The sequence below is a fragment of the Roseivirga sp. AWQ4_251 genome (assembly GCF_056158225.1).
In genome coordinates this window covers 1,018,809-1,040,330 of record NZ_JBSWSW010000001.1, presented here as the reverse complement: position 1 = coordinate 1,040,330, position 21,522 = coordinate 1,018,809, and the positions used below count along the sequence as shown (strand labels likewise).

At 38.1% G+C, this 21,522-nt stretch carries 17 protein-coding genes; 1 reads left to right on the top strand and 16 read right to left on the bottom strand.

What is annotated here, in order from left to right:
* Position 1: 1 nt before the first annotated feature.
* The 14 genes from ACXACJ_RS04700 to ACXACJ_RS04635 form a co-directional block, all read right to left on the bottom strand.
* Positions 2–1,507 (bottom strand): amino acid adenylation domain-containing protein, encoded by a 1,506-nt coding sequence (locus ACXACJ_RS04700; RefSeq protein ID WP_475133116.1) that lies wholly within the window; start codon positions 1,505–1,507, stop codon positions 2–4.
* Positions 1,488–1,757 (bottom strand): acyl carrier protein, encoded by a 270-nt coding sequence (locus ACXACJ_RS04695; protein ID WP_475133115.1) that lies wholly within the window; start codon positions 1,755–1,757, stop codon positions 1,488–1,490. Before ACXACJ_RS04695 ends, ACXACJ_RS04700 begins: the two co-directional genes overlap by 20 nt.
* A gap of 337 nt (positions 1,758–2,094) precedes the next feature.
* Entirely contained in the window at positions 2,095–4,530 is a 2,436-nt protein-coding gene (locus ACXACJ_RS04690; RefSeq protein WP_475133114.1) for an SGNH/GDSL hydrolase family protein, read from the bottom strand.
* Positions 4,531–4,572: 42 nt separating this feature from the next.
* Entirely contained in the window at positions 4,573–5,262 is a 690-nt protein-coding gene (locus ACXACJ_RS04685; protein ID WP_475133113.1) for an ABC transporter ATP-binding protein, read from the bottom strand.
* Positions 5,259–6,044: an ABC transporter permease gene (locus ACXACJ_RS04680; RefSeq protein ID WP_475133112.1), complete on the bottom strand. Its 786-nt coding sequence runs from the start codon at positions 6,042–6,044 to the stop codon at positions 5,259–5,261. The genes ACXACJ_RS04685 and ACXACJ_RS04680 overlap by 4 nt, the downstream gene beginning before the upstream one ends.
* Positions 6,045–6,101: 57 nt before the next feature.
* A complete protein-coding gene (locus ACXACJ_RS04675) occupies positions 6,102–6,743 on the bottom strand; it encodes a hypothetical protein (protein WP_475133111.1) in 642 nt (213 codons plus the stop codon).
* Positions 6,740–9,217 (bottom strand): hypothetical protein, encoded by a 2,478-nt coding sequence (locus tag ACXACJ_RS04670; protein ID WP_475133110.1) that lies wholly within the window; start codon positions 9,215–9,217, stop codon positions 6,740–6,742. The genes ACXACJ_RS04675 and ACXACJ_RS04670 overlap by 4 nt, the downstream gene beginning before the upstream one ends.
* The gene (locus tag ACXACJ_RS04665; RefSeq protein WP_475133109.1) at positions 9,214–10,074 is read right to left on the bottom strand and encodes a glycosyltransferase family 2 protein; all 861 of its coding nucleotides are present in this window, start codon (positions 10,072–10,074) and stop codon (positions 9,214–9,216) included. The genes ACXACJ_RS04670 and ACXACJ_RS04665 overlap by 4 nt, the downstream gene beginning before the upstream one ends.
* A 5-nt stretch (positions 10,075–10,079) precedes the next feature.
* Positions 10,080–11,624, bottom strand: a complete 1,545-nt coding sequence (locus ACXACJ_RS04660) for an ArnT family glycosyltransferase (RefSeq protein ID WP_475133108.1) — start codon at positions 11,622–11,624, stop codon at positions 10,080–10,082.
* An 18-nt stretch (positions 11,625–11,642) separates the two neighbouring features.
* A complete protein-coding gene (locus ACXACJ_RS04655) occupies positions 11,643–12,935 on the bottom strand; it encodes an NAD(P)/FAD-dependent oxidoreductase (RefSeq protein WP_475133107.1) in 1,293 nt (430 codons plus the stop codon).
* 44 nt (positions 12,936–12,979) lie between these two features.
* Positions 12,980–13,231, bottom strand: coding sequence for an acyl carrier protein (locus tag ACXACJ_RS04650; protein ID WP_475133106.1), 252 nt, complete (start codon positions 13,229–13,231; stop codon positions 12,980–12,982).
* A gap of 132 nt (positions 13,232–13,363) precedes the next feature.
* Positions 13,364–14,089, bottom strand: coding sequence for a LytR/AlgR family response regulator transcription factor (locus tag ACXACJ_RS04645; RefSeq protein ID WP_475133105.1), 726 nt, complete (start codon positions 14,087–14,089; stop codon positions 13,364–13,366).
* Entirely contained in the window at positions 14,090–16,207 is a 2,118-nt protein-coding gene (locus ACXACJ_RS04640; RefSeq protein ID WP_475133104.1) for a tetratricopeptide repeat-containing sensor histidine kinase, read from the bottom strand.
* 184 nt (positions 16,208–16,391) lie between these two features.
* Positions 16,392–17,921 (bottom strand): peptide MFS transporter, encoded by a 1,530-nt coding sequence (locus ACXACJ_RS04635; protein ID WP_475133103.1) that lies wholly within the window; start codon positions 17,919–17,921, stop codon positions 16,392–16,394.
* Between the two features lie 223 nt (positions 17,922–18,144).
* Here ACXACJ_RS04635 and pckA point away from each other — a divergent pair, with 223 nt between their 5' ends.
* Entirely contained in the window at positions 18,145–19,764 is a 1,620-nt protein-coding gene (gene pckA / locus ACXACJ_RS04630) for a phosphoenolpyruvate carboxykinase (ATP) (protein ID WP_475133102.1), read from the top strand.
* A 105-nt stretch (positions 19,765–19,869) separates the two neighbouring features.
* On the opposite strand, the gene ACXACJ_RS04625 is transcribed toward pckA, so the two are convergent.
* Together ACXACJ_RS04625 and ACXACJ_RS04620 are read right to left on the bottom strand one after the other, a co-directional pair.
* On the bottom strand, positions 19,870–20,469 hold the full coding sequence (locus ACXACJ_RS04625) for a hypothetical protein (protein ID WP_475133101.1): 600 nt from the start codon (positions 20,467–20,469) through the stop codon (positions 19,870–19,872).
* A gap of 249 nt (positions 20,470–20,718) precedes the next feature.
* A complete protein-coding gene (locus tag ACXACJ_RS04620; protein ID WP_475133100.1) occupies positions 20,719–21,483 on the bottom strand; it encodes an HpcH/HpaI aldolase family protein in 765 nt (254 codons plus the stop codon).
* Positions 21,484–21,522 lie beyond the last annotated feature (39 nt).

The window sequence follows — 21,522 nt, the reverse complement described above, 5'->3', positions numbered from 1 at the left end:
ATCAGTTTATCATGAGTTTTAGTTCTTCATAATTCACCTTTTGGGTGCTGGTTAATGGCAATTGATCAACAAAAAACCATTGATCAGGCAGCATATATGAAGGAAGCCTTTCTATAACAAAAGCCTTAAGTTCATTAATTTCAATATCGATATTTGAAGCCTGTACAAAGGCATAAATAGAAATATCTCCCTCTGAATTAATCTTTGAATTTATCGCTGCCCGCGACACCTTAGGGTAATTAGAAATGATAGCTTCAATTTCATCAAGCTCTATTCTATAACCCCTTCTTTTTACCATGCGATCGATTCTGCCCAAAAACTTAAAATCGCCAGAATCCAGTTTTTCAACCCAATTGCCAGTTTTATACCATGTAGTTCCTGAATCATCTTGAAAGAATTTGGAAGTATTGAGTTCAGGCCTATTTAAATAACCAGGGCTAACAGAAGCTCCGCTCACAATTAGTTCTCCCGTTGAATTTGATTCATCATCATTATCCAAAATTTCGCATTGAACATGCGAGCAGCTCTTACCTATAATGCTAGAGCTAAATTCTGTTGAGAACTCAGTTGGGATTGCGATCCAAGTGCATACATTAGTTTCTGTTGGCCCATAAAGGTTAAAGAATTCAGCTGTAGACCATTGCTGCTTAAACAAGCTCAATTGTTCTTCAGGAAAAACCTCACCCGCATAAAACACCTTTTTAATCGACTTATGATTTCTCCGATGAATTTTCCCATATCTCATTAAAAGCATAAGTACAGTTGGTGTTGAATACCAAACAGTAATGTGCTTTTCTTCAATCAGTTCAGCGAGTAAAAGCGGGTTACGGATAGTTTTCTCATCCATTAAAACCACTTTAGCACCATGCTTTATCGCCACAAAAAGATCGAATACAGAAAGATCGAAATGAAGTGGCGCTACAGAACTGAAAACATCATTTTCGGAAAAATTAAAAGTAGATGAAGCCCACTCAACAAAGCTCAATGCATTTTTATGAGTGATCATAACTCCTTTTGGAGTTCCTGTTGAACCAGAAGTATAAAGAATAAAAGCTAAATCTTGAGGAAGATCCAATTTGGCTTCTTCCCAGTTTAACTTTAAAAGCCTCAAAGATGTATTCGGTATTAAAGCCTCTTTCGTAATAGGAAGCGATTCGTCATGTATGTTATTTCTGACGTTTTCATCAACCACCAAAACCTTTGGCAAGCAATCCTCTAAGATGGATTTCCATCTTTGAAAAGGTGCTAACGGATCAATGGGCACATAGGGATTCTCATTCAAAATTGAGCCGAAAACCGTCAGAATTGTATCGACAGATTTTCCTGCACAGATGGCCACGCGATCATTTTTATCAAGGCCAAAGGCATTCAGGAAAGCAGCCGTTTCTAGTGACTTTACATTGATATCGCCATAGCTATATTCTTCAGTCCCTAGAAAATTGAAGACTGGGTTATTTGTAAATTTTGGAAAGTGAGATCCTAAAAAATCAGATAGCCGCTTCTCCACTTCTTTCTCTCTGCTTACCGACTACAAACTCCTCAATAATATCAATCGTGTTCAAATTGTCTTGATCAACCTCATGAGATTCGAATTCAATGTTAAATTCATTTTCGATGAATGTAACCAATTGAAGTGTTGTGATGGAATCAATAAGCCCACTAGAAACCAATGGGGTTTGATAAGTAAGTTCTTCTGAATCTTTGTCAGAAAGAACATTGTTGATTAAGAATTTTTTTACTGCTTCTTTGATATTCATGTTCTCCTCAATTCTTTATTAATCACTTCCCCTCTTTTACAAAATCTTCTGACCAAAAAGCAATGTTACCGTAAAAATCAAGTGGCAGAAAGGGCTCCCTTGAGAGCAAAAAAAACTTTGCTTACATCAATAATCGCACTTTTTTAGCAAAAAAAATAGCCCTTTCCTTCTCACCTTTCTTAGCACGAAAAGAGATAAAGAAAGGTATTTTAACAATAAAAAAGGAGCATGTGTGAAAAGCCATATCCAGTCATTCATTTATAAAATGAACTCTAAAAAATTAAACTATTTCAATATGATTATTTTCCAGTTTTTACTCAATTTTTTCTTGAAAAACTTAGTCAAAACTTAAAATCTCGGAGTAGAGTTTTCCTGCAATAATTTTATTGGCTTCCTTATTTGGGTGCCCAATATGATCCAACAAATAATTCGGAATTTCATCAGGCTTAATAGCAGGTGTAAGGTCGATCACTTTAAATCCAATGCTTTCAGCTAACAAGAAATGATCTTCAGATTCTCCTGAAATACCACGAAAAAACTCAGGCATTACCACAAGAACGGGTTGAATATCATTGGCTTTACAAATGTTAAAAATTCCTTTGTAAATCACTTCAAAGAATTCTGACTTATGATCATCTAATAAGTCTTGATCTTTATTTGTAAAGGCCCTATCAGCCAGTAGAGCAAGATCAGCCGAGTATTTCTTCAGCGCTTCAGAAAAATTATAGCGCAACAGTTCCTGCTTTAACCTCATCCACTCGGCATCCTTATGATCAAAAAAGTAAGCGAAATCCGGGTGAAATGGAACCACTTGTTCTTCGAGTGCAAATAAATGGTTCAAAATAATTCTGCCAGGAATAGAGAAATTATAAACTTCAACTTGTGGGTTAACCATACGCTCTTGTTCAGAACTCCTTAACTTCTGTTCAATAATTCCTTCAAAAGTATCGGCTTTTGGAAGCATCCACCCCATTTCTGGCGAAGCACCTATGAAAGCAACTCTGTGCACATTAGGCGTTCGCTCAACTTTAAAATCGTCATCGCGCATACCCCATTGATTAATGGATATTTCGATTCCTTGGATAATAGCACTTGCGTTTGGCACCAATTTTTTACCTAAAAGGCCGCTTTCATTTTCGAGCACACCTCGCTCGAAAAGCATGGTCTGAAACATCTGAGAAGCTACATGACTCGCGTTTACGTTTGTGCTTCTTACATCGTAATTTGAGAGTGCATTGTCATAGTAGCCCGCCAATTGCTCTTCCATATCTGATGATTTTAGATTTGAATGGAAAATTGAATCGATGGTTCCCCCATTCCATTTTTTCGACCAAAATTCTTTTATCGTTACTGAATTAAAAAGGAGGATTAAACAAAAAATGATAACAATTGGAGCCGAATAAGCTGCGGAAAATACTTTGGACTTCCCTCTCCATTCAAACTCATGAATGATAAATTGAAAGACTGTCAACAAAAGAATGATAGCCACAAAAGCGACCAAAGCCATTAACTGCTCAGAAAATGGAGCGGTTAAAATCAATGACATTTTGCTTAACCATTGAGTCAGGTTTTTACTCGTCCATAAAGACCATAAAATTGACATAGACAAGAATGTGACAGCAATTGCAGCGCATTCTTTCATCAGGTTGAGAAAGCCCTTTTTCGATTTCACTTTGATTGAAACAACACTTCCTATAGCAATGATCAGCCCAAAGAAACCCCAGAAGTAAATATCGTTCTCGGTAAAATTGAAACTTCCTACCATCCAAAAAAACTGATAAGAATGCAGCAAAAGCGTAATGGCAAAGGAAATGAAGGTGCTCAAGAAAAAGGCACTTTTGGTTCCGTATTTCCTAAACCTGAAATAAATAGGGTTAAAGAATATTTTCAGGATAAAGTCCTTCCAATAAACATTTATCCTCTTCCATAAATCACTGAATCCATTCGCCATAAATGGAGCTTTAAATGGATCCGGGAGATTGTAACCAAAGAGGCATAAAACGCCCACAGAGAAATAGAACAGGCCGACCATTCTTAGAATGAGCAGGTAAGAGAATATCAAGTAACTCAACAGGTCGAATAAAGAGTTGACCTCATTTAAAGAGGGTTGCAAGAAATAATAGATGATTCTATATAAAAACAGTTCTAGAATTCCTTTGGCGATAAGTCTAACTCCCCGTTGGTAAATAGTAAGGGCATCGTCATTGTAGTAATTTCTTTCAAAAAGCTTTAAATCAACAATGGGGAAAAGTGGAAAAACGAGGTTGGGCAACATCAGAAAGTAGTTCAACTGAGTGAGCAGCGGGATTTTCTCCTTTCGATATTTCAGCTCAAACAAAAACAACATCATTCTGAACATAAACATGCTCGCTAAAATGATAATCACTTGAGAGGTGATCCAAGTTGCTGGATTGACAATTCGGATATATGCCAAAGCAAGAGTCAATGCCAGCAGAATGAGTTTGCGGAGTTTAAGAGAGATACGGAGATTACAAATACCAATAAGAAGCAAGCTCAGCCCTAACAATGTAAAGGCTTCTTTCATGGACAAAATCCAAAACAGCCCAATAATAGTTGATGTAAGAAAAATAGACTTCCTATACTTTAAAGGACTTAAAGCATGAAACACAAATACCACACAGATGTAAAGAAAAAGAGAAGGTAAATTGAATTGTACCTCAATATTAAAATGGAAAGCAAATAGACCTACTAAAGCCAATTGTAAAACTAAGAATACGATAGATCGCCATCGCATATCCTTCCCTGCTTCCATCCCTTCTACTTAAAAGTTTTAGTTGATAAATTCCCCACAAAATTAGCTACCCCAATAGCTTTTGCCAACCTCCATCACTGGCCCTGATTTTATGAGCTTGCCTTGGTCGAACCAAATGGCAAAGTCACAAAGTTTAGCCAATGTTTCGCTATTATGATCCACAATGAGCAAAGCCGTTTCTCCTTTTAAATGAAGAAGCTTTGACATACATTTTTCCCTAAAATCTTTATCGCCAGCTGTTAGAATTTCGTCTGCAATAATTAAATCGGCATTGGTTTGCAAAGCAATGCTAAAAGCCAAACGTATAGTCATTCCACTAGAATAATGCCTCACCTTCATGTCCATATACCCATCCAACTGTGCAAAATCTACAATCTCATCCAATCGTTCTTTTAACAATTTTCTTTTTATACCGAGCATTGCACCGTAGACATATGCATTTTGTCGGCCAGTCAAATCGCCATGAAATCCTGTTCCAAGCTCCAGCAATGAAACGATCTTGCCATATACATTTACAAAGCCCGAAGTTGGTGAAACTACATTGGAAATGATTTTCAACAAGGTGGATTTACCCGAGCCATTCTTCCCGAAAATGGCCATATGTTCTCCCCTTTTCAAATCGAAAGAAACATTATCCAATGCAATCAAATGTTCCCGATTTCGAGTTTTTGGATTGAAGTAAGAGTATTCCTTCGAAATCCCATTCACACTTATTACTGCATTTTCCATCATAAATAATCAGGGATTTTTCGGTTGTTCATCCAAAATATGGCAAACCCAACTAGAAAGATTAAAACAGACCAAGCGAGGTAAAGTGAGATGGTCAGTATATCAGGAATGGAGTCAAAAACACCTAATCTAAAAACATAAAAAGCCCCTGTTACGGGGTTCAACTTAAAGAGCATATTGAGGTTATCGTCTTTTATCAGGTCATTCGGATTATACATAGCCGATGACGTGAAAAAGATGACATGGATAACGAAAGGCAAAAAAGATGGAATATTCCTGAACCTAACAGTTAAAGCGGCAATCGGCATCATAAAACCAGAGGTAATCAGCACCAGCATAACCATGGATAAGGCACTGAAGAAAATCAAACGTCCCCAGTTAGGATCATCAACAAAGTAGATCATCAGTCCTATTAAGACGATAAACGATAGAATCAAATCCAAAGCCTTAGAAGCTAAAACCGTATTGGGAAGAATAAAACGTGGAAAATATTGTTTCTTGATAAGGTCATCGTTCTGAATAAAGCTAATCACTCCCAAAGACAATGCACCAGCAAAGAAATTCCAAAGTACAACTCCAGTAAAAACGAAGAGGAAGTAATTATAACCCTCGACTTCCAAATTGCCCTGAAAAATAATGTAGTAGATGGAAGATAAAATAAGGGGCTGTAAAATGGCCCAAGTTATACCCAAAGGAATAACCTGATAGTGTATTTTCACATTTCGCCAAGAAAGCGCAACAAACAATTCTTTGTACCTGCCCAGCGATAGAAGTTCATTCTTCAAACTGGGTTTACTCGATATTCTATAAGCTTTCAATTTTCTTCACCATTACCCTCCTTATCATGTATCCTCAGCATTGAATTGGTGAACCAAACTTAGATCAGCCACCTTGTTAAAATAAGTCTCAAATTCTTCGAATACCATCCCTCTTAAAATGGGGCTCAGCTTTTGAAAAGCGTACTGAACATCCTTCACTAATCTCGGGAAATTCAACAAAACTACTGGCACATGATATTTGGAGCAAGTTAAAAGAAGTTGGTAAATATTATCACTTAGGTGCGCTTCCAAATTTCCCTTTTTACCAGAAACTCCCGCCCATATAGCCCCAGGGAAAGTAAAAGGCTTCAGCTTATAATGGATTCGTTGCCTCAAAGACATTTTGGAGAGATTTGCGGATTGAACCAAACGCCTACTATCAGCAGCGGCTTCAAGATTTCTCAGAGAAACAAAAACATAGTCCAGAACAAGTTTTTCTGATTGCAAAACCTTTTCAGCATACTCGAAAAAACTTGGATCTTTTATGATGTAAGGACTATTGGCGTCAATAAAAATGTGTTCCAATCCAGCACGGGCAATCTGATCTTTCTCTGTTCTAAGGCTTTCTAAAGAATAGCCTGTATCCAAACCGCAGTGCGTTAAAAGTTCCACCAAAAAAGTGGTCCCCGATCTTCCTGTCCCTGTGATTACCGAATGATTCTTCAATGTTCCTTTTTATACTTTTGAATAACCTGAATTAAGGAAGGGTACAATCTATCAAAAATCAATTTATTGCCTTCAATATTGGGATGCCCTCCATAGTCTAAAAGGTAAGGATTCATATCTAAATCATAAGGCTTGGCAATGTCAATAATTTCGATTCCCTCGGCTTCGGCCCAATAAACACTCTTGTCTATTTCGGAATCAAAGTCTGCCAAAAACCTTGGCATATTCACTAAAACAAGCTTTATATCTTCTGTCTGGCACAAATCCAATACATACTTGTAGAGCTGTTTCATTACGGCTTCTTCATGTGGGTTCAGCCATTCATTCCTTTCATTGGGAGTTGCATTTAATAGATCATATTTCTGGTAAAGCTGACCAATGGTTCCATCAAAATTCTCGGAGAAGTTGTATTGGCTCAGGCGGTTCTTGATGTGCATCCATTCCAAATCTGGATGATGAAACATGATCAAAATATCGGGTTGAGATGGAAAAACCTCTTGCTCTATTGCCGAAGCAGTATTGAGAAATACACGTCCTGGTACCGAAAAATTCAATACTTCAATGTTGTATTCGTTTACTGCAACATCAGTCATGAATTTTTCTTCTAACAGAGATTCGAATGTAAGTTCTTTATGTATCAGCCAACCCGTTTCAATTGAAGCTCCCGCCATAGCGATGCGTAAACGGTTATGTTCTGCTCTATCGCTCACCTCTTCATCCCTCATTCCTAAGGAATTCACTTTAAATTGAACCTCTTCTATCATTGCTTCAGTTGATGGTTTCAATTTCTTATATCGCGCATCATTGGTTTCGATCAAAATCCCCTTGCTATGGATCTGCTGCCTGAACAATTCAGACTTCACTCTATCATCTGCCCCATGAGCCACTGAGCTGAGAAGATCATTGTTATCGAGCATGTTATCATAATAACCAGCTAGTTCATGCTCTCTTTCGTCAGTATTTATATTGAAATAAAAAATGGACTTAAGGCTATTGCCCGACAATCTTCCTTCCCAAAACTTCTGGATCGTAAATCCATTGAAAGAAAAAGCAAGGAGTACCAAAACAACAAGAGGGCTGAATTTGACCAGTTCAATTTTATTTTCCCGAACGTTGGCTTTCATCCATTTTATTCCCCAGCCCAAACCACTGACCAACACAATAGAGAGCAGGATCAATGCACCAACTGAAACAAAATCTTGAAAAGAAGCAGCTTCGAAAGCTTTGAAAAGGGCAAACCAATCTTCTACACTACTACTCGACCAAATTGACCATAAAAAGGACATGGTCAAAAAAGTAGTAACTACCAGAGCTCCATACTTTAAGGCATTGAAAATGTTTTCGTTAGCAGCTGGTTTATGCTTTTGTGATTTTAAGGTTTCCAGCGAAACAACAATACCGAAGAACCCCCAGAAAATCACATCCATGATACTGATTTCAAATACACCTGTCAGCCAAAAAAACTGATACTCATGCAGAATAAGTGTAACCAAAAATGCCAACATGGTAGACCAAAAAAGTGCTCGTTTTCTTCCAAACCTTTTCAGTTTAAAATAGAAATGATTGAAATACACTTTAATGACAAAGTCCTTCCAATAAATATTGATACGTCTCCAAAGATCTCCAAAGCCAGTAGCCGCAAAGTGATTTCTGAACACATCAGGCAAGTCGTAACCAAACAGGCATAACACCCCGACTGAAAAATGAAAAATACCCGCCAAACGAATGCTTAACAAATAGGTGAAAACTATGTATTCGAAAAAGTCTTGAACTGAATTGAGATCGAACTGAGAGGGTAACAGAAAAGAATAAATGATTCTATAAGCAAAAAGATAAAGAGTCGCCTTCGCAATTAAGAATACCCCTCTTTGGTAAATTCTCTGGGCGTCAATATTATAGTAATTGCTTTGAAATAGTTTGTAATCCACTACGGGGAACAAGGGGAAGATAATGTTTGGTAGCAGCAAAAAATAGCTGAGTTGGTCGAGAAATGAAGCTCGTTGATCCTCATACTTCATTTCATACAGGAACAATATCATTCTGAACATGAACATACTCGCCAGAATAGTAAGTACCGGGGTGGTTATCCAAGAAACAGGAATGTAGTGGGTTTTAATCAGGGCAAAGATTGTTACCACCAATACCAGAATGCACTTTTTAATCAGAACAGATGTGGGCAAATTGCAAATCCCAACCAAAGCCATCGCGATAAAAAGTAAAACGACCGCTTCAAAAATGGGCATAATCAGAGTTAACCCAACAATAGTCGCCAGAACCCCAATCAATTTTCTAAATCGAATAGGCACTAAAGCACTTACAAAGGCAGCAATCACTACAAAAGGAAAAACCTGAGGTAGATTAAAGCTCTCTTCAATATTAAAATGAAAGATAAATCCAGCAATAGTAATCAGCTGTAGAATCCAGATGAAAAAGAAGCTTTTTGCGCCAACTGACTTTTTAATTTTAGCTATCATTTCTTCCCTTTTGAACTAGTAAGAAAACCAACTACGGTAGCGATTTGAGAAATGACTAAAAGCCTTGAAATAAACAGTTTGTTGAATATTCCACCTTTCCCATTTCTGAAGGAAAAAAAAATCAAGTCGAAGTAAAAACTAAGCTTAAATGGCGGAGAAGACAATCCTAAAGAAGCGATTGCATCACGATATTGGGGTGAAGCCTTACCGTATTTTAAATGTTGCTTCCAATAAGTTTTTATGGTTAGATCATGAGCATGATTAACAATGGCCGAAGGCTCATATTTCATTCTGAAACCTTTAGCTAACCACTTGGCACAGAACTCCCGATCCTCTCCTGCCGATGTTGGAAAATCCTGATTAAAGCCACTTATTGACTCAAAACTTTCCTTATCGACCAAGAAATTATTCGATGTAAAAAACCACCATGGTGAACCTTGAAAGTACTCATAAAGAAAAGATACAAGTTGTTGACTGGCTTCAGAATAAAGGTTTTTGGAAAGCTTGTTTTCGGTTCTCCCTCCTATCATTTCTCCCATTGTAACTCCTTCAGAAAGATGCTTTAACCAGTCTCGATCAGGTTCACAATCGTCATCCAAAAAAGCGATATATCGGCCTGAAGCATGAGCCACTCCGTTGTTTCTGGCAGCAGCAGGGCCGGCATTATTTTGTCTAATCAGTTGAACAGAAATTCTATTACTCACTAAAACCACAACTTTGGATAAGTCCTGAATTCCTCCATCATCAACTACAATTACTTCCCATTGCTTATCAGTGGTTTGATTTACCAAGGAAAGCAAGCAACATTGAAGACATTCAGGTCGGTTGTAAGTGGGTATGACTACGGAAATATCCATTTCTATTACTCCAGAATCAATTCGTATACATAAAGGCCGTTAACAAACAGAGAATCAGTCATTTTTAACGACAAATCTTCATTAGGCATGCTAGACACCAACACTAGCCGATCTTGTTGAAAATCCGTGATATTTTTACTCTCAAAACGGTTTTTTGCTTCCACAAAAGCTTCCTTCATAGTTTTATGCTCTCTTAAGAAATCTGTATTGAAAACATAAGTATCTGTTTGCTCTTTAATGGAAAAAACCACTGGATAATCCCAGCCAATCAATTTTCTAAAATTGAAGAACAGAATGGTTTTCTTCTTATCCTGGCTTGTATTATCCAAGAAAGTAACTACATCATCTGTAGCTTTTAAATACTCACTTCCTCCTCTGGAAAAAACAGGAATAGCTGAATGCAGCACTAAAGCGAATACTATAGAAAACACACCATATTCAATAGCAGTCCGCTTTTCTCTTTTATATAAGGCAGAAAGGAGCCAAACTAATCCTAAAGCCGTAATAGATGAGACCATACCTACCCCGTGAATATGAGAATAAAACCAAATTGGCATAATGCACACAAAAAGCAAATAACCAGTGGCCAGCATCAGAAGGGTTTGGAGTATATGATCATTCTTGAATTCTACCTTTAAAAGAGACTTCCTATTCCTACTCCCAAACAGGATTCCTGCTAAAATTATTAAGGGTGCATTTTCATAACCTATGGAAAGCCAACGTTTCAACAATGGCAAAATAGAATTAACATTTAAGTTAAAAACTGACCATTGCTTTAAATTCTTGATTATAAATTCATCTCCATACAGTGCAAAAAGAATGAATTGAACCAAATAGGCAGCCAGCAATATAAAAAGACCCAATAAAGCGAATTGTTTCCACGATACATTCCAGCGTTTAATTAAGAACAAGAGGATGGGTACAGGCAACAAAAAGAATATATACCACCAGAAGCCAAACGCTCCAACTAAAATGATAAGAGCAAAGAGCCAATAATTCTTGAATGATTTTAAATCCAGAACCAGACAAGCCAGGAGCCAGAAGGTAGAAAACCAGATATCGGAAAAAATCAACCTCCCATATTCCAGGTGGAAGGGCAATAGAATGAATAATAAAGCCCCAATAAATGAGATTATATAAGAGACCTTAAACTTTCTTACCAAGGCAAAAAACAACAGAGCATTTAATCCATAAACGAAGGCCGAAAACAATCTCGCAGAAAAAATACTATCGGATTTCAAAAACTTAAACCAATAAGCTTGTACCCAAAAAGCAGGCGTTGGCCAATTGGTATATTCAGCGTAATCTCCATTTAGGATATATCCGGGCTTGATTTTAAAACCTCCATTTTCGAGAATACCAAAATGATATAAACTACGCGACATAGCCAACCCCACCGAGCTAATTCCGGCATCTGGATTACCTTCAAAAGTGCTTTCGGGCAAAGTAGCCATTATCACTACTACACCAATGAAGAATATAAATAGGCCTAAAAAGGCGCCTTTTATTTTAGAGTTGATCGACATTGGATTATCAATTCTGAAAGACATGCGTACTTTAATCTAATATCAATCAACAGTGGTTTCAAATGGATTGGGGAGGCTTCTCACAGCATGCTTTTCATCAACATGCATTTCTGCCATCAATTCAGGGAAATCTTTGCCTCTATTCATCAGTTTTAAATGTGTCCAGATGAGTTGAGTTTCTTCAACACTCTGATTTCTGATGATTTGCTTGCAACTTTCAATTAGCTGAGGAGCTACTTTTTCTTTGGGGTATGACAAAAGTTGAAACACTTTAAATCGATTTTGAAGATTGTTCTTATAAATGTTTTTGTAGAACCCTGATCTATTATTGCTTTTCAATATACTTTCAATTGACCAAGCCGCTAAATAACCGCTGTACATTCCCATACTAATCCCTTCTGAGTTGATTGGATCGGCAAAACCAGCTGCATCACCTATAATAAAACAGTTTTCAACTACCAGTGCGGTTTGTAAATAAGCGTAATCTTTAATACTTCGTACTTCAGAAATCAAGTTGGACTCCGTCAACATATCACCAATCAGAGGCGTATCGGAAACCCATTTTAAAAAACTGCCTTCCAGATTTGCTGCACTAGACTTGAAATTCTTAAGCTGACTTTTCGAAACCATAGTCCCAATGCTAAGCTTGTCTTTCATCATCAGGTGCCAAGTCCATCCCCAATCCTTAGTTCCTGAAATCAATGAATAAGGATTATCCTGAAACCGATTCTCATAATTGGTCACCTTACCTTCTTTATTTAGGTAAGATCCCTTATCGAAATATGCCCAAAAAGCTTGAAAACGAAATTCAGGATCGAATTCCCTTAAGCCTAACTGCTTAGATACCAAGGCACTTTGACCACTTGCATCAATAAGAAAACGGCTTTTTATACACTCTTTACCACCTTCTCTGGTATAATGAACCTCATTTATATCTTCGCAAATTGAAATTGAGGAAACGAAAGAATTCTCCCTTACATCTCCTCCCAATTTCTTCACTCTATTCAGCAAAATTTGATCGAAGACATCCCTTTCAACATGAAGTCCGGGTCTTGTGTAACCGTAAGAAGAGAAACTCATGGCATTTAGTTTGCCATCCCAAAGAGCGCTGCCGCCCGCTTTTCTGATAAAACCAGCCTTTTCAATATCTTCGGAAGCACCTATGAGATCAGCAAACTTCCAAAAATGAGGAATTAAACTTTCCCCTACTTGATAACGAGGAAACACTTCTTTTTCTAGAAGAACAATATCGAATCCTGATTTTGCTAAAAGTGCTGCAGCCATAGCGCCAGCAGGGCCTCCACCTATAATGCAACAATCAAATACTTTCTCCATCGTTCAACCTCATCTAAGAATTCACCACAAGCGAAAAATTTCACTTATTTATTACTCCTTCTTTTCAATATAAAACCCTCAATAATCTCTATGGTATCAAGGTTTTCTCTTGTCACTTCGTGAGGCAGGAATTCAACACCATATTCGGTTTCAATGAAATTCACCAACTCCCATATTGAAATTGAATTGATCAATCCGCTAGAAATAAGTTCAGTAGAGTATGTTACTTCCGAAGCCTCGTTTTCATTCAAAAGGCTTTCTGATAGGTAATTCTTTAGGTTCTCTTTAATCTCCATTCCATTCCACTTTTTTCATCCAATTTATGTCTGGGATGAAACCCCAATACTTTCCATTTCAATGATAAGATTTATTATCAAACAATAAACATTCAATGTTCTAAAGCTTCGCCTAAATGTTACAAACAGTAATTACTCCAGCCGAATCTTTCTCAGCAGATCATCCCTATAATTCTTACCAATAGGAATTTGATCATTGTTCATCAACACATAGGCTGAATTGATGGCATCCATATGATCTACATTGATGGTGAAGCTGCGGTGGGTACGATAGAAGTTTTTAGGAAGTCTTTCGGAAAGATCTGTTAGACTACCACGGATCAAATGCTTTTGGTTTTTCACAGTATGAACCTCTACATAAACATGATCGCTTTTGAGATAGCGGATATCTTCCAACTTAATTTTATGGAATAGATTTCTCTCTTTGATAAAAATAGCGTCTTTGATCAGAAGTTCTTCATCTACTTTCGCTTCTGTTTTTTGTTCAGCATAAGCGTGAAGGGCAAGCTCGATTGAGGTATAAAGATCGTCTTTTTTGAAAGGCTTAACGAGGTAAGCAGGAGGAGCAACCTTTTTTACTCGTTCAATCGTTCCTGCATCAGCATTTGAAGTGAGAAAAATGAAAGGAAAATCGAACTGCTCTCTGATTGTCCAAGCTAAATCTACACCATCCCTTTTTCCGGCTAATTGAATATCGAGAATGGCGATGTCGGGTTTCTCTGCTTCGATAGTCTCAATCGCTTCTTCATAGTTAATTGCAGGCTCTAAAACTTCGTAGCCCAAATCTTCTAGAATCAGGCATATGTTATCTGCAATTACAATTTCATCTTCGACCACCAAAATCTTCACCTGACTCATCTAAACTGCCTTTCGCTCTAAAGTATCCGTGAAAGTAACGATAAATTTACTGCCCTGCTCGTAATAATATTCGGCCGAACCATAGAGTTGTTTAGACAGTCTTCGTACCAGTCGAAGGCCTAAACTTTTGGCTTTGTTGAAATCAAAATCCTGAGGTAATCCAACACCAGAATCACTAACCGTTAGCTGATGTTTCCCATTGCCCAAAGCTTCTATTGAAATGCTCAAAGCTCCTTCTCCTTCTTTAAAAGCATACTTATAGGCATTAGAAATCAGTTCGTTTAGAATTAAACCTAAAGGAATGGCTGTATCGATGTCAAAGTTAGTTTTCCCCTGGGCGTGAACTTCTGTTTTTACTTCGCTGGAAGAAGTATAAATAGAGGCCAGTTCTGTCATCAATTGCTTGGCATATTCTGCAAAATCTATGGTAGCCAAATCTTCATTTTGATAAAGCTTCTGGTGAATCAGCGCCATAGCTTTCACTCTATTCTGCCCTTCCATAAAAGTAGACAGTGCCTTTTCATCTTCAATTCCTCTTGACTGTAAATCGAGCAAACTGGAAACTACTTGCAGATTATTCTTTACTCGGTGATGGATTTCTTTCAAAAGAAGCTCTTTCTCCTCAAGTGACTTTTCGATCTTAGAATTAGCCTTTTTAAGCTTCAATCTACTTCGCTGAACAATGAATGCTATGACAATAATCAGCACAAGAACAGCACTCGAAGCTGCAATCAGATAACCTTGCTGTTTTATTTGAGCTGTTTGGCGTTTCTGCTTTTCCAGAAGTAAAGCATTCTCTCCTTCAACACGATCTGTCTCATATTCAAAGGTAACCTGCGCAATTGCCTGAGATTGTTCTCTATCATTAATCTCATTGGTCAGTTTTATAGCTATTTGAGCATATTTAAATGCATTCTCTAACTGATTGGTATTATTGTAGGCATCAGCAAGTAAAAGTGCAGAAGAAAGCTTATTTGATAAAAGTTGAGATCTGTCCGCCCTTTTGAACGCCTCTTCCCCAAGAAGAATTGCTTCATTTATAAGCTTCATTTTTTCCTTTGGTCTATCTAAATAATCATGTTGAGCTAGTGTCAACTTAGCATTTCCAAGTCGAGTCATTATGCTAGAACCGTATCGATCATTCACATTTCCGTATAATACTTCTATTGCCTTTTCATAATAGTCATGGGCTTCTATGAATTGCTCATTTTTATCAGCAATCATACCCATGGCTCTATAGAAGTTAGATACTCCAAATTGATTTCCCTTTTTTTCATATACAGGTAATAGCTCTTCCATAATTCTTTTGGCAGCTATTAAACTGTCTTGCTCAATAAGAAGAAATGCGATGTTCTGTTTCCCAGTCATCGCTCTTGATGTATCGTTGACCTCTTCGTGACCCGAAACCGACAAGCTGTAGTATCTTTTGGCTCTTTCATATAGTTTCATGGCCTCAAATGTGGTTCCTAAGTTCATATAGGTATGCAGTATCTCGCTGGTTTCACCAGTCTCTTCCTTAAGCCTTATTGCCTTAGTCAGGTATTCTGCAGATCTTCCAAATTGTCCTAGGTAGAAGTAAAGTAAACCCGCATTATTATAACTCTCGTGTAGTCTATCGTTTGATGTTGTACTGTCATTTCTAGCAATGACTCGATTGTAGTGATAAACAGCGCTGTTATAGTCAGAATCGCCTGAATAAAAAAAGCCGATATTAAACTCTGTTTTGTTAGCCTCAGAAAGCAAGCCTTTTTCCAAATGGCTTTCAAGAGCCTTTTTTAAATATGAAATACCCTCGTTTGTTTCTCCCTTACCATAGATGTACGCAAAGCCAATGTTCTCTAAAACCAAACCTTTGAATTTTGGAAAGGCTTCCATCGTAGGTGATTCCGCCAAATTCATAGCTTGCCGATAATAGGCCATAGCAGAATCAAGGTCACTGTTTTCGTAAGCTCTTCCTAAAAGGATATTCGCGCGAACTTTTACAGAATCGTGAACAGAAGATGAATGAGTGATTTGTAAAAGAGAATCTAGATTATTCTGGACCTGAACTGCAAAAGTATTCAGGCAAATGAAACCGAAAAAAATACCGCAAATCAAAATGCGCCTGCAGCCAAGCATAATTCTTAAAAATAGGTTGAATCAAAACGAAAAATAAGATTCCTTTTTCTTAATCCATCGGACTTACCAAAGTTAAATGATTTAATAGATCAACATCTTGATATACAACAACAAATACTTGCTTTCATCAAATAAAAAAGCCCAACCAAAGGCAGGGCTTAAATCTAATTTTATGCTAAAGAACTTAATGTACGTTCTGCATCCATTTCTTCATAATAGGCGAAAGAATGAAAACAATAGCCGCTGCTCCAAGGGCATATTTTGCAATCAGTTCAAATCCACCAGTGTAAATACCCAGTGAATCGAAACCGCCAACATTAGCATCGCTGCTTTCTACTGCCAATTGTTTACCAATAAAACCTACAATCTGGAAAGCGTAAGCCGAAGAAAGGAACCAAACTCCCATCATAAAAGCTACTATACGCTGTGGAGATAAGTCTGTAATTTTTGAAAGCCCTACTGGCGACATGAACAGCTCTCCTACAGAAATCAAGAAGTACATGAAAATCAAATAGAAAAACGGCACCATTCCTTCAGAATCCGCAGCGCCTCCACTTAATGAAAGCACATAGAAACTAATACCCGCAAACGCCAAACCCATACCGAATTTGTAAGGTGTTCTTGGGTTTTTCTTCTTCTTAGTTAAATAAGCCCATAAAAGTGAAACTGGAATAGATAGAATGATGATCCACATAGAATTCAATGCATTGGTCTGAGCCGCATCGATAAAAGTCAGATTCACATTTCTTTCAGCAAAAAGTGTGATTACACTCCCTGAAAGCTCATGGAATCCCCAGAAAATCATCATGAAAAAAGTAATCAGCAAAGCCACAGCGAGTTTTTTTCTTTCAGAAGCCGTTGCCTGAAACATAATCACCCCCATATAAACGAGTAGCGCTATTCCAATGATTTTAAAGAATACATTCACAAAGTTTTGGTCGCCCAAAAAGGTTTCTCCTCCACCAATGGCTTCGTAAGAAGAAAGCATAAGTGCAATTACCGGAACCGACAGAATCGCTAATGCAGGCACCAAGAATTTTCTCTTTATACCCATAACCGAACTGTTCAGCTTTTCTACACTTGGTGGCAAACCTTTGTCTAAAAAGACACCATTTTTAATTCCACTCCAGAAAACAATCAGTCCAGTCAACATCCCAATTCCGGCCAAGCCGAAACCATAATGCCAGCCATATTCTCTACCTAACCAGCCACAAAGCAAAGGCGCCACAAAACCACCAATGTTGATTCCCATATAGAAAATGGTGAATCCTGAATCTTTACGGGTGTCGCCTTCTTTATAAAGCGAACCCACGAAAGTGGAGATGTTAGGTTTGAAAAAACCGTTTCCTACTACAATCAAGGCCAAGGCTAAATAAAAAGTAATGTCGTGTTCAATGGCCAAAACGAAGTGACCTAAGGACATTAAGATTCCACCTAAAATAATCGACCTTCTAAAACCTAAAAGTGTATCTGAAATTCTTCCTCCAACTACGGTAGACGCATAAACCAGGGTTCCATAAGATGCATAAACTGCGGCAGCAGCCACATCTCTGGTTGAAAGTGCCTCAAAAATTTTGTTAACCATGTATAAGGTCAACAAGGCACGCATTCCATAAAAACTGAACCTTTCCCACAATTCAGCGAAGAAAAGGTAGAACAAACCCTTGGGGTGGCCCAGTAGTTCAGGCTCTTTAATAGTACTTACATCTGACATAGAATGGTTTTTTTATGAATTCAATAGCGCTAAAACTAACACCACTGCCCATCATTTACAAATGCAATATGACCAACGACAGGCATTTGTATAAAAACAAAGACTTAACACACTTTTATTCAACTGATTTATGTCATAACTTAAGTACTTTTTATTTTCGATTTTTGTCACGGATAGCGTAATTGCAATCGTTTTCATAAAATGAGAAAATAACCCAAATAACATGTTAGAAATTGGAATAAAATCCACGAAGACCGGCCTTTCTGCGGCTGGCATTACGAAGGTAAAAGAAGCTCACTGGAACCTTAATCCAACCGAACTTATTGAAGAGGCTATTCAGAACCGCGAAGGACACTTAACCGACACGGGAGCCTTAATGTGTGACACTGGCACCTTTACGGGACGTTCTCCAAAAGACAGATTTCTGGTAAAAGATAGCCTAACCGAAGATAAAGTATGGTGGGGAGACATCAATATTCCATTTTCTCCTGAAAAATTCGATCAGCTACATGCTAAAATGGTGGCTTTTCTTGAAGACAAGAAAGTATATGTTCGCGATGCTTACGCTGGCGCAGACAAAACGCACAGACTTAAGTTAAGAGTTGTGAACACCTTAGCATGGCATAATCTGTTTTGCTACAACATGTTCATCAAACCAGAAGAATATAAGCTTCCAGATTTCGATCCGAACTTCACTATTATTTGTTGCCCAGAATTCGAAGCTGACCCTGAAGTAGACGGAACTCGTCAATCGAATTTCGCCATTGTTAATTTCACCAAAAGAATGATTTTGATTGGAGGAACCCAATATTCGGGCGAAATGAAAAAGGGGATTTTCTCTGTTCTTAACTTCTTGTTACCTACAGAAGATGGCGTTTTACCAATGCACTGTTCAGCCAATATGGGTATCGAAGAAAGAGATACCGCTATTTTCTTCGGCCTTTCAGGAACTGGAAAAACCACCCTTTCTGCCGATCCCGATCGCCTTTTGATTGGTGATGACGAACATGGTTGGACTTCCAAAAATGTATTCAACTTTGAAGGCGGTTGCTACGCCAAGGCTATTGACCTTACAGAAGAAAAAGAGCCAGACATTTTCAGAGCAGTGAAATATGGCGCTATTGTAGAAAACACCAGATTTATTCCTGGTACCAGAACAGTAGACTACACCAATACTGAGGTTACAGAAAACACAAGGGTTTCTTATCCAATCAACCACATTAACAACATTGCTGAGCCATCGATTGGTGGAATTCCAAAAAACATCTTCTTCCTTACTTGCGATGCATTCGGGGTAATGCCTCCAATCTTGAGGTTGAACAAAGGCCAAGCGATGTATCATTTCATTTCTGGCTACACTTCAAAAGTTGCTGGAACTGAAGCTGGCGTAACAGAGCCAACTCCGGTTTTCTCGGCATGCTTTGGAGCGCCATTTATGCCTCTTCACCCAACTGCCTATGCCGAAATGTTGGGTAAGAAAATGGAAGAGTATGACGTGAAAGTTTGGTTGATCAATACAGGTTGGACTGGTGGTCCTTACGGTGTTGGTTCTCGAATCAAGTTGAAATACACCAGAGCCATGATTTCTGCAGCACTTTCTGGTGTTTTGGATAACGTGGGCTACAGAAAACACTCAATCTTTGGTGCTGAAATCCCAATGACCTGCCCTAACGTTCCTAGTGAACTTTTGAGTGCTAGAGAAACATGGAAAGACGACCAGAAATTTTACGCTAAAGCGAATGATTTGGCGAGAAGATTCCAAAAGAACTTCGAGAAATTTCAAGAGTATGCCAACGAAGAAATCATGGCAGGAGCTCCAAAAGAAAGAGAAGATTACAAGTAATTGATAAGCTTCATACAAAAAAATGCGGTCCTAAATGAGGCCGCATTTTTTTTTGAGAGCTTTCTTAATTTAAAATTTCTTTCCGATGGTTCTTTTAAGACTTAATCAGTCAATTGTTTCAAGTCTATTAAGTGCGGTTTGAAGTTCCCGTTTCAGCTTTATTTGGTTTTCTTTTGCTTGGTAACGGTAAGCTTTAAATTCATCGGTTACTTTAGAATAACCAGCCTTTACTCTCTTTACTACGCTACAAACTCTTTTTACTCGGGTGTACATCACAAACACCACAACGGCCAAAAGGGCAATCAGCGACCATAAAATAATGCTATAAGTACCCTTCTTCATGGCAATTCCCAAAAATGAAATGGAAGCAATCTTAGTCTGACTCTCTTCCAATTCTGCATTCACACGACTTAAATCAGCTTTTAAATAATCAAGTTCGCTCTGGATTTTCTCCTTTTCAAACTCAAGCGAAGCTATGCTATTGGTATAGCTGCTCAAACTATCGCCCATAGCCGAACGAAAATCCTGTAGTTTGTTGATCTTAATAATCTTGTAGTCATTGTAAGTTTCAGCAGACTTAATCATTTCGGCCCAATCGTTCCTTAAGGTAATCGCAGATTCCTCTTCTTGGCCAAAACTCTGAAAATTGATGGTTATCATCAGTGCAACCACCAGCACTAACGGGGTTAAAATTCTGTTACTCATTCCTATGGGTTTTAGGTGAAAACTCTCAGGAAATTAACGCAACAATTTCGATAATCGCATGTTATGGGGCACATTCCATTTTCATTGATTTTAAGAGCAAATTAAGAAGGGAAAACGGAGCCCATTTTCTTAGTATTCTACAACTGATCTTAGAATACCACAGCAAAACGAGTTTTTGTTTCTTAAAAAAAACAGGTTGAAAAATCAGCCAATAACCTTCGCTCAAATTTAATTTTCAGAACACCCCTTCTAGCCGTTTTTCTTTATTCTATTCAAAATCTGCTGAGATTGATTGGCAACAGCACTGGTATCTGTTCCACATACAATTAAGGTATACCCTTTTTCAATCATAGGCTGAACGGCTTCAGTAGAAAGGCCAAAGTAACCTAATTTAATTCCTTGTTGATTCGCGGCTAATTCTACTTTTTGCATAGCACTCAAAACCTCCGGATGTGCCACCTGCCCCATAAGTCCCATACTTGCAGAAAGATCATAAGGCCCTATAAAAATCGCGTCTATCCCTTCCACGCGAGAGATTGCCTCTATATTATTCACGCCTTTAATATCTTCGATCTGAATAATCACAGAAGTTTTCTCATTTGCATTTTGTACATAATCTGAGAACGAAAGGCCATAACCATGAGCACGAGAATAACCCACTCCCCTTTCACCCTGCGGTGCATATTTAGCAAACTTAACCACACTGGATGCTTCTTCTGCCGTATTCACCCGAGGCACAATAATGCCATTGGCCCCGATATCTAACGCTTGTTTGATTTCTCTTTCGCTGTTTTCTGCCAACCGTAGAACACTTGCACTTCGGCCTGCCATAGCTTGAATCAGCGCTTGACAGCTTCTTACGTCCAAAAGGCCATGCTCCAAATCGAGGAAAAGCCAATCAAAACCAACCATAGACATCAATTCCGCTATTTCTGGCGAAGGCAAAGTCAGCATGCTGCCAATCAAAAGTTCGCCTTTCAATAATCGTTTCCTAAAATCAAGTGAATCACTCATAAGATGAATATGGCAACAAGAGCCACTTTTTGCAAACCG